Genomic DNA, 8,672 nt, shown 5'->3' with positions numbered 1-8,672 from the left:
ATTTATATAAACTTCTATTTTCCTTCGGAAAATAGCCGTTCATTTTAATCGCAACTTTTCATAACACAACAACGTTGTAGGTAATTAAATGAAAATACTAACGAAAATATTAATTTTACTGATTTCTAATTTGACTTTAGCTCAAATTGAGAAAAAAAATGACACACTCGAAGTTTGGACTCTTTTTAGTATTGGAAACTTTGTAAACCAAAATGCGGAAAAAATAATTGAAAAAGAATGGCCATTTAAAGTAAAAGGAATTGCAGGAGACTCATTCATTGAAAGTTTAATCGATAGTGTTGAAGTTCACAACAATAAAATTTGGAATTATTTAGATTCGAACGGATATTCAAACTCAAAGAAAAAGTTTGAATCAGATTTACTCGCTGAAATTATCCGAATAAAAAAAGCAGTAAGAATTTCACAATCAAATAAAAAAGTGTCTGAATTATATGCCAAATTGAGAAAAAGGGAATTGCAAGATTACACGGAATTAAAAAAAGAAAATAATACAAAATATGAATTTACTGTCTTTAGCTTTGACCTGAAGAATATAGAAAAAGAACAAAAATTTGAATTTAAATTCACATCTGATTTGAAAAAGGAAAAAACAAAAATTATTGAATAAAAACTACCTACAACACCGTGTAAAAAAAATTGCTGGTAAAAGCCTACTTACGAAAATCCTCTCGGATTTTCTTGGTCCGTGTTTTATTTAGTAACTTTATTGCTTAAACAACGCAACTTTACTTACACAAACACGTTGTGCTTAATGCAAAAAAAAACGAACTGAATTGATATTTAGACCTTTGAAATACAAAAAATACGCTGAAAAATCTTGTCAAAAGCTGAATGAATTTCAAAATGATTTCAGAAAAAAATATGACACTGATAATTATGAAAACTGGTTTTATAATCAATCAAGTGAAACATTAAGACTTTACTCGGAAAACAAAGAAATTTATTTCAAATACATTCCCGTTGGAACATTTTCGCAAAAGAAAAATACTTGGATGTGGTCTTGGGCAAACGAAAACTCTGTTGAACCGAGAAAATTTCAGACTTTAAAAGTTAAAGAATTCGGAGAAAAGAAGAATTACGAAAATCTAACGAATGAACATTTTGGTGGAGACAATTTTACAGGTTGGGAACTGACTTCTATCGCATTTGAAATAATTGGAGCAATTGGAACTTATCGAGTTATTTCGGACGATTTAGAAAAGTATTTTTTATTAACCGAAGAAATAACAAAAGAAGAAGTTGAAAAAATAGAAAGTGAATTAATTGAATGTGGGGTTCACGGAAAATTAAGAAAAGCATTTATTTGCCAACATTTGAATTCTAAACAAAAAACTGGATTTGAGGAAGCTTTTGAAACTTATCGAGGAATGGAATTGGACGAAGAAGATGATTTCCAAGCTTGGTGTTCAGAATGCGAAAAAGAGAGAATTAAAACAAATGGTTGGAATGACGAATCTATGGAGTTTGCTAAAATAAGTTTAGTTTGTGAAAAATGCTATTTTGAAATTAAGGAAACAAACGAATGAAAAAAGCACTAAGCACAACACCGTATAAACTTTATTGCTGGTTTTAGCTCACTTGGGAAATTCCTCCGGAATTTCGCCGTTCGTGTTTTATTTAGTAAATTCACTGCTTAAACAACGCAACAAAGCTTATACAACAACGTTAGCAAAAATTAGTACGAAAAAATAAATTTAGGAAAATAATAGATGTTTGATTTTTTTATAAAATTAATAAAGTGGATTAATAGAAACAAAATTAGTGCTTACATTTTATTTTTAATTTTACCTGGAATATCTTTCTATTTGAATATTTACAAAAATTATTCTTGGGACTTAATTACTATTCTTTTAATTATAGTATTTATTTTAAGAGTAATTGTAGGAATTATAATTTCAATTAATTTATTATCATCAAAAAAACAACCTGAATCAAGAAGACAACAAAAAAGGAAAAAAAAGGAAACAAAAAACTTAATCACAATTTTAGTTTTTAAAATTATAATCGGAATTGCTATAACTATATCTCCTCTATTCTGGTCGAATAATTTTGCACACAATTATATTAATGAAAAACTTGAAAATGAAACGAAAATTGAGACTGCAAAAATTTATGATTTAATATATCCTCCTCATAATGGACATATTTCAGGTGCAGTGGGCTATGAATATGAATTCTATATAAAAAACAGGAAATACAGAGGAAGACATCTTGGTGAGAAAAGAAAAATTGGAGGAATTATTACAATCAAATATTATAAAGAAAACCCTTGGATAAATAAAAAAAATGAATAAAACTTTTGCTAACACCGTGTAAAAAAAATTGCTTAATTTTAGCTTTATCAAAGTTAGTCGCATTTTTGTAAACTCCTATTTTCCTGCGGAAAATAGCCGTTCACTTTAAACGCAACTTTCCTTAACACAACAACGTTGGCAAACATTAAAAAAAATGAGAATACAATATGAAAAAAAACAAGTTAATCTGAATTTATATTTAGGTTTATTATGGCTTGTAAATGGAATATTTCAAACTGTGAGAAATGAAAATATAGATTTGTTTGACTATTTCTGGTTTTTAATTTCTGGAATTTATTTGTTAATATATTTCCATCAGAAAAAGGAAAAATATCTTACTCTTGAAAACGGAATTATTAAGCAAAATTGGCCTTTTGGAAAGAAACTGAAATTGAAAGAAATAAAAGAAATTAAACATTTTGCGGGAGAATATATACTGAAATCGGAATTAAAGAAAATGAAAATCAATATTGGTTTAATAGAATCTGAATCATTATCTGAATTAAAAACGGAATTAAAAAAACTTGATGTTGAGTGGGATTAAAAAACGATTTGCCAACACCGTACAAAATTAATTGCTTGCTTTTTGCTCACTTACGAAAATCCTCGCGGATTTTCTTTGCCAGTAATTATTTACTAACTTAAGTGCTTAAACATCGCAACTAATCCTGTACAAACACGTTGGCAATAATTAAGATGAAAATTGCGGAATACAAGAAAAATGGAAAATAAAACATGAAAGTAGTACTTTATATTATACTCGGAATTGCAATAATAGTTGTCGGATTTTTTGTCTGGTTTTTTGTTTTTTTTCTTCAAGTCCCTGAATTAAATATCCCTAAAAATTCAAGTGAAAAAGAAAAAATTGTTTTGATTGATAACTGGTTAGAAAAACTAAATTCTCAAAGAAAATTTAATGGCGGAATTCTAATAACGAAAAATGGAAAGCCAACTTTGGCAAAAACATATGGCTTTACTAATTCCAAGAAAACTGAAAAACTAAATATTAATTCGTCATTTCGCCTTGCTTCAATCTCAAAACAGTTTACTGCAAGTGGAATAATGCTCTTAAAGGAAAAAGAACAGATTAATTACGACGATTTAGTTTCAAAATATATTTCAAATTTCCCGTATCATAATGTTACAATTAGAAACTTATTAAATCAAACTTCGGGAATACCTGATTCATATTTAGATTTAGCAGAAAAAGCAAAAGGTAAAATTGGAGTTTTAACAAATGAAAAAGCAATTAAACTTATAATTGAGAATAAACCCAAAGCTAATTTTGAGCCAAACGAGCAATACGAGTATTCAAATACAAACTACATAGCTTTAGCAAGAATAATTGAATTAGTTTCAAATCAATCTTTTGAGAACTTTATGGCGAATAATATTTTCATTCCGTTAGGAATGAATGACACCAGAGTTTGGAATCTAATTTCAGAAGATAAAACGTTCAAAGGAAAAACTGATGGTTTTGAAGATTTAGCTGGAGAAATTCGAGAAATCAAACCTACATTTATAGATGGAGTCGCAGGCGATGGTGGCGTTTTTAGTAGTTTAGATGATTTTGTAATATGGGATAAATTTTGGTACGGAAATAAACTTATTAGTAATGAAAATCTAAAAGAGGCTTTTAAAAGACCAACACTAAATAATGGAGAAAAATCAAATTATGGGTTTGGTTGGGTAATTATAAATGAAGATGTAGTTATGCACAATGGAGCTTGGTTAGCTGCGAATACTTATTTTGTAAGAAACACTAAAAAGAAAACGAGTTTCGTGCTTTTAGATAATTCATCTAATTTATTTTTTGACAAGATAATTGAAAGTATAAAATAACTATTGCCAACACCGTATAAAAATAATGCGTAATTTAGTGCTTAAACAAAGGACAGTGCATTTTTGCTACTTCTGATTTTCCTCCGGAAAATCCTCGCATACAAAACCGCACTATTCTTATACATAACCGTTGTACGCAAGCCGAATAAAAAATAAACCTTAAAAAAAAGCTATGAATAAAATGTGGAGTAAATTGGGGTTTAGAGAGAATCCTTATGATACAAAACCGTTAAATGTATTAAATTCTGATGTTGAACTTCTGTTAGGTCGGGAAACTGAACAAGTTGATTTTTTAACAGCTATTGAATCAGAATCTCAAGGAATATTTATTTTATCTGGTGTTCCCGGTGTTGGTAAAACAAGTTTTTTTAATATTCAACAATATTTGTTAGAAAGTGAAGAAGCTCAATTTGGACCAAAAATGTTATCTGCTAGAAATCTATGTCCAATTCAACCTTCAGATGAACCAAAAAATATAGCTATTAGATGTATCCAATCATTTTGTAATTCAATTGAAAAATATTGTTTAATGACCAAAAATGATATTCCTCCACAAACTTCAAAAATACAAGCTTGGGTATATCAAAATAAACCAGCCACATTTAATTTTGGAGTTTCAATTTTAGGAAATGGTGTAAGTTTTGGTCGAGAAATTCACCTTCAATCAATCAATGAAACTACTTATGAAACATTAGTTGAAATAATTAGCACACTAGCATTAGAAGTAAACTCGATTCTTGGGTTTTCAGGTAGTTTCATAGTTTTAGATAATGTAGAAAATTTACATGAAGAAGATTTAAGTGATTGCTTGACAACTTTTAGAGATACTCTATTTACAATTCCACATATTTGGTGGGTATTGATTGGTCAAAGTGGTTTAACTAGCCTTATTCAATCTACTAATCCAAAAGTTTTTCAAAGGTTATCGGCTGGTATTGAACTAAAGCCGATTAGTATTGAAAATTTGATAAAAGCTGTTGATGTTAGAGTAAATAGATTTCATTGCACAGATAACATTGGTTCTTCTCCAATTACCGAAGAAATATATTTAAAATTATTTGATTCGTCCAACGGAGAAATACGATTTGTTTTCAAATATTGTCAAGCAATTTGTATAAACCTTGTTCAATCAATAAGGAAAGCTTTAATTGATAAAAACGTAAAAATTGATGATGAAAATTTTGAAAAACAGATGGGAGAACACTTGGTTAACAAACAAATTGATAATGAATTCTCAAACATTTGTTTAAACTACATCATAAGTGAGGAATTTAGAGGTTTATATTTAAATCAAGATGAGAAAGACGTCCTTAAAAAGATTGGTGAGATGAAAAGAGTAAGACCCTCTAACTTTAAAGAATTTAATGTTGGAACTATGCAAAATTTTACACAAAAATATTTGGTAAAAATGAAAGACCAACAATTACTTTTTAGAAGGCAGCAAGGTAGTTTATTAACATATGAGTTAAGAGGAATATCGATATTTGCTTCAGAATATGGATTACTAGAAGAATGACAAAAGCCTGCGTACAACAACTGGTATAAAAAATTGCTAAATTCAATAAAATAGAATGTTTCTAAAATATAAATAACTTAAATTTAAACATCGGAAAATTACGTTCTAAAAAACGCAACTTTCCATACCACAAACCGTTGTAAACAATTTAAGACCAACATTGAGAAAACTTAAAAACTTCATATTTCTAACCATTTTTACTGTCTTATTAAGCTGTAACGGAACTGATAATTATAATCTCGGAATTTATAACGCAAGACAAGGAAATCAAGAAAAAGCAATTGAATATTTTACAAAAGCAATTGAGGACAATCCTGAATATTCGGATGCATATTACAATCGAGCTTATGCACAACAACTGATTGGAGGAAAAGAAAAACAAATAATATCGGATTATAATAAATCTCTTGAATTAAATCCGAATGACAATGAAGCTCATATGAATCGCGGACTTGTATTTATGAAAATGGGAGAAAACGACAAAGCAATTTCTGATTATAAAAAATCAATTGAAATTAAATCTGACTATCCAATTGTTTATGCAAATTTGGGTAATGCTTATAAGCTAAAAGGCGATAATGAAAAAGCTTGCGAAAATTGGAAAAAATCTTTGGAACTAGGGAATCGAAATGTTGAATTGAGATTAAACTTGAATTGTGAATAAAAAACTGTTTACAACAATGTATAACCGCAATTACGGCGGATTCGACTACGTCCGAATCCACTCGGAATTGCGAGCGTCAGTGACAAACCGAAAATTAACGCATATTAACCCGTAACTGACGGTTATACGAGACCGTTGTAGCACATATAAACAAACCTATGAACAGAATTTTAACATTACTGATTTTAACACTAATAACAACTTCTTGCAAAAAGGATGTTGGAGTAACTGACAAAGAAGTTAATTCAGTCCAACAAGTTTTGAATTTTTACAATGGAGAGTGTTTAAGACATAAAGGATTTGAAACTAAAAACAGAGAAACGATAACTTATTTCGAACTTGAAATGAGTAAAAGTCCGTTACTTGAAAGTAATGCGAAAAAATTAATACCACACTCTGGAAATATTGCTTATTTATTCTATTCAAGTTTAGGCGACGAAAAGTCAAATTATAATCAAGTTAGAGTTAAAATAAATCTAAAAGACGGAACAAGTTCTGAATTTTCATATTCGGACAAAGAAATTGAGGCAATTGAAAATCTTATGCCGAAAATTGACAACATTTCGGAATTAATAACAAAGAAAGACTTTGAAACTCTGACAAAATTATTCGACAAGTCTATTGAACTGGAAACAAGTCAAATTGTCGAATTATTTAACAACCTTGATAATCAATACGGAATTGTAAAACAATCTCAATTTCAGGGTTTTGAATTTAAGGACACTAATAATTTTGGTCAAGTAATAAAAGTAAACATCGTGCAAGTAAGAGAAAAAATTGCATTGACAATGGCTTTGGTTTTTAATAGAAATAATCGGAATTTAATTTCAATCGAATTTGAATAAAATACGTGCTACAACACCGTATATAATTTATTGCTAGTTATAGCCTACTTACGAAAATCCTTGCGGATTTTCTATTCGGTTTGTATTTGCTAAATTAGGTGCTTAAAACACGCAACAAACCATATACAAATACGTTAGCTGTCATTTATGAACGAAACCGAAAACAGATTTTATTGTGACGATTCCTTGAAATATGGAGAAGAAGAAAAGTGGAAATATTTAATTGAATATGCTATTGAAAAAGCTGATTTTGTTGAATTTAATATTCTTTATTCAAATCAAGAAATCACAAATGAAATTGAGTCTCTTTCTGAATTTTTAGTGGAAAAATCTAAAAGGTCTGAAAAAATTTATGCTAATGGGAATTATTTTGTCAGATATGAGTTAACAGATAAATTAAAGGAATTTATAAAATCAAAAAAATATGAAGATTGGAATGGTTTTAATTATGAGGACATAAGTTTTGTGAAAAATGGAAAAGAATTTTTTGCAACAAATACGCACGAAAATCTTGTAATTATGGAAATGAACAAAGCTTTGAAGGAAAAATTAACTAAAAAAGGATTCGACTTTTGGTGTGACTGGGGAATAAATCCAGCAAAATCGGAATAAAATTAAACTGAATAAAAAAAACGTCAGCTAACACCGTGTATAATTAATTGCTTGGTTTTAGCCAATTTACGAAAGTCCTCGCGGACTTTCTATCTGTGTTTTATTTACTAACTTTAGTGCTTAAAACACGCAACTAATCATACACAACAACGTTGGCAGTAATAAAAATGAAATATTAAAATGAACATTGAAAAGATATTTATTTATTTTTGTCTTTTATCATTCTCTGTTGGAATTATAATATCGGGAATAAAATCTATAGATACTGAAAATATTAAAGATGACGAGTTTACAAAAGCTAAACAAAGAATAAGAAATAATTACAGCATTTTTTATGGAATAGTAATTTTACTTATATTGTTATTTTTACTTTATAAAGAAATTTGAGGTAAGAAAAATAATTAACCGAAACATTTAAAATAAATAAAAAATGAACTGAACGCTTAAAAGGTGTTGCGGAATTAACACTCAAACGGAATTGAGCAAGATTTCGGAATTCAAAAAATTATAGTAAAATAAGTTTTACGTTGAAAATCTTTGCGGAATTATATTTAAAACAAAATTGAATACTCTCTAAATTTTTGAAGCAAAACGAAAAATTACGAAAAAATGAAAGCTGAATAAATAATTAAGAGCTAAAACAATTCTGGAAAATTAGGAAAAATAAAAATACTACTGCCAACACCTTGTATAAAAAATTTCTATATTTAGCTTAATTTAAAACTTGTTGCTTTTTTGCAAACTTCTGAATTTCCGCTGGAAATTCCTCGTTCACAAAACCGCAACTTTCCATACAAAACAACGTTGCCAAAAATTGCGCTCACTCATATTCTGAAAATTGGAATTTATGATTTTATCAATGTGTGTTTTCAATATAA

The 8,672-nt window shown here is 28.6% G+C and carries 9 protein-coding genes; all 9 read left to right on the top strand.

What is annotated here, in order from left to right; translation table 11 throughout:
* The first annotated feature begins 130 nt into the window (after nucleotides 1-130).
* The 9 genes from MC378_RS14730 (at nucleotide 131) to MC378_RS14690 (ending at nucleotide 7,794) form a co-directional block, all read left to right on the top strand.
* On the top strand, nucleotides 131-628 hold the full coding sequence (locus tag MC378_RS14730) for a hypothetical protein (RefSeq protein WP_242179548.1): 498 nt from the start codon (nucleotides 131-133) through the stop codon (nucleotides 626-628).
* 181 nt (nucleotides 629-809) lie between these two features.
* Entirely contained in the window at nucleotides 810-1,547 is a 738-nt protein-coding gene (locus MC378_RS14725) for a DUF6882 domain-containing protein (protein WP_242179547.1), read from the top strand.
* Between the two features lie 279 nt (nucleotides 1,548-1,826).
* Nucleotides 1,827-2,315: a hypothetical protein gene (locus MC378_RS14720; RefSeq protein ID WP_242179546.1), complete on the top strand. Its 489-nt coding sequence runs from the start codon at nucleotides 1,827-1,829 to the stop codon at nucleotides 2,313-2,315.
* 154 nt (nucleotides 2,316-2,469) lie between these two features.
* On the top strand, nucleotides 2,470-2,859 hold the full coding sequence (locus MC378_RS14715; protein WP_242179545.1) for a hypothetical protein: 390 nt from the start codon (nucleotides 2,470-2,472) through the stop codon (nucleotides 2,857-2,859).
* A gap of 191 nt (nucleotides 2,860-3,050) precedes the next feature.
* On the top strand, nucleotides 3,051-4,157 hold the full coding sequence (locus tag MC378_RS14710) for a serine hydrolase domain-containing protein (protein WP_242179544.1): 1,107 nt from the start codon (nucleotides 3,051-3,053) through the stop codon (nucleotides 4,155-4,157).
* Between the two features lie 172 nt (nucleotides 4,158-4,329).
* The gene (locus MC378_RS14705; protein WP_242179543.1) at nucleotides 4,330-5,673 is read left to right on the top strand and encodes a hypothetical protein; all 1,344 of its coding nucleotides are present in this window, start codon (nucleotides 4,330-4,332) and stop codon (nucleotides 5,671-5,673) included.
* A 160-nt stretch (nucleotides 5,674-5,833) separates the two neighbouring features.
* Entirely contained in the window at nucleotides 5,834-6,337 is a 504-nt protein-coding gene (locus MC378_RS14700) for a tetratricopeptide repeat protein (RefSeq protein WP_242179542.1), read from the top strand.
* Between the two features lie 158 nt (nucleotides 6,338-6,495).
* Nucleotides 6,496-7,182, top strand: coding sequence for a hypothetical protein (locus MC378_RS14695; protein ID WP_242179541.1), 687 nt, complete (start codon nucleotides 6,496-6,498; stop codon nucleotides 7,180-7,182).
* A 147-nt stretch (nucleotides 7,183-7,329) separates the two neighbouring features.
* Nucleotides 7,330-7,794 carry a hypothetical protein gene (locus MC378_RS14690; RefSeq protein ID WP_242179540.1) on the top strand — a complete coding sequence of 155 codons (465 nt, stop codon included), beginning with the start codon at nucleotides 7,330-7,332 and terminating at the stop codon, nucleotides 7,792-7,794.
* The last annotated feature ends 878 nt before the right edge of the window (nucleotides 7,795-8,672 follow it).

The sequence above is a fragment of the Polaribacter marinus genome (assembly GCF_022662535.1).
Taxonomy (GTDB): Bacteria; Bacteroidota; Bacteroidia; order Flavobacteriales; family Flavobacteriaceae; genus Polaribacter; species Polaribacter marinus.
This window is presented reverse-complemented; position numbering and strand designations above follow the sequence as displayed.

Excerpts from the sequence above, each read along its gene's own strand:
- MC378_RS14705 (WP_242179543.1), top strand. The coding sequence starts at position 4,330 with ATGAATAAAATGTGGAGTAAATTGGGGTTTAGAGAGAATCCTTATGAT.
- MC378_RS14715 (WP_242179545.1), top strand. The coding sequence starts at position 2,470 with ATGAGAATACAATATGAAAAAAAACAAGTTAATCTGAATTTATATTTA.
- MC378_RS14695 (WP_242179541.1), top strand. The coding sequence starts at position 6,496 with ATGAACAGAATTTTAACATTACTGATTTTAACACTAATAACAACTTCT.
- MC378_RS14690 (WP_242179540.1), top strand. The coding sequence starts at position 7,330 with ATGAACGAAACCGAAAACAGATTTTATTGTGACGATTCCTTGAAATAT.
- MC378_RS14710 (WP_242179544.1), top strand. The coding sequence starts at position 3,051 with ATGAAAGTAGTACTTTATATTATACTCGGAATTGCAATAATAGTTGTC.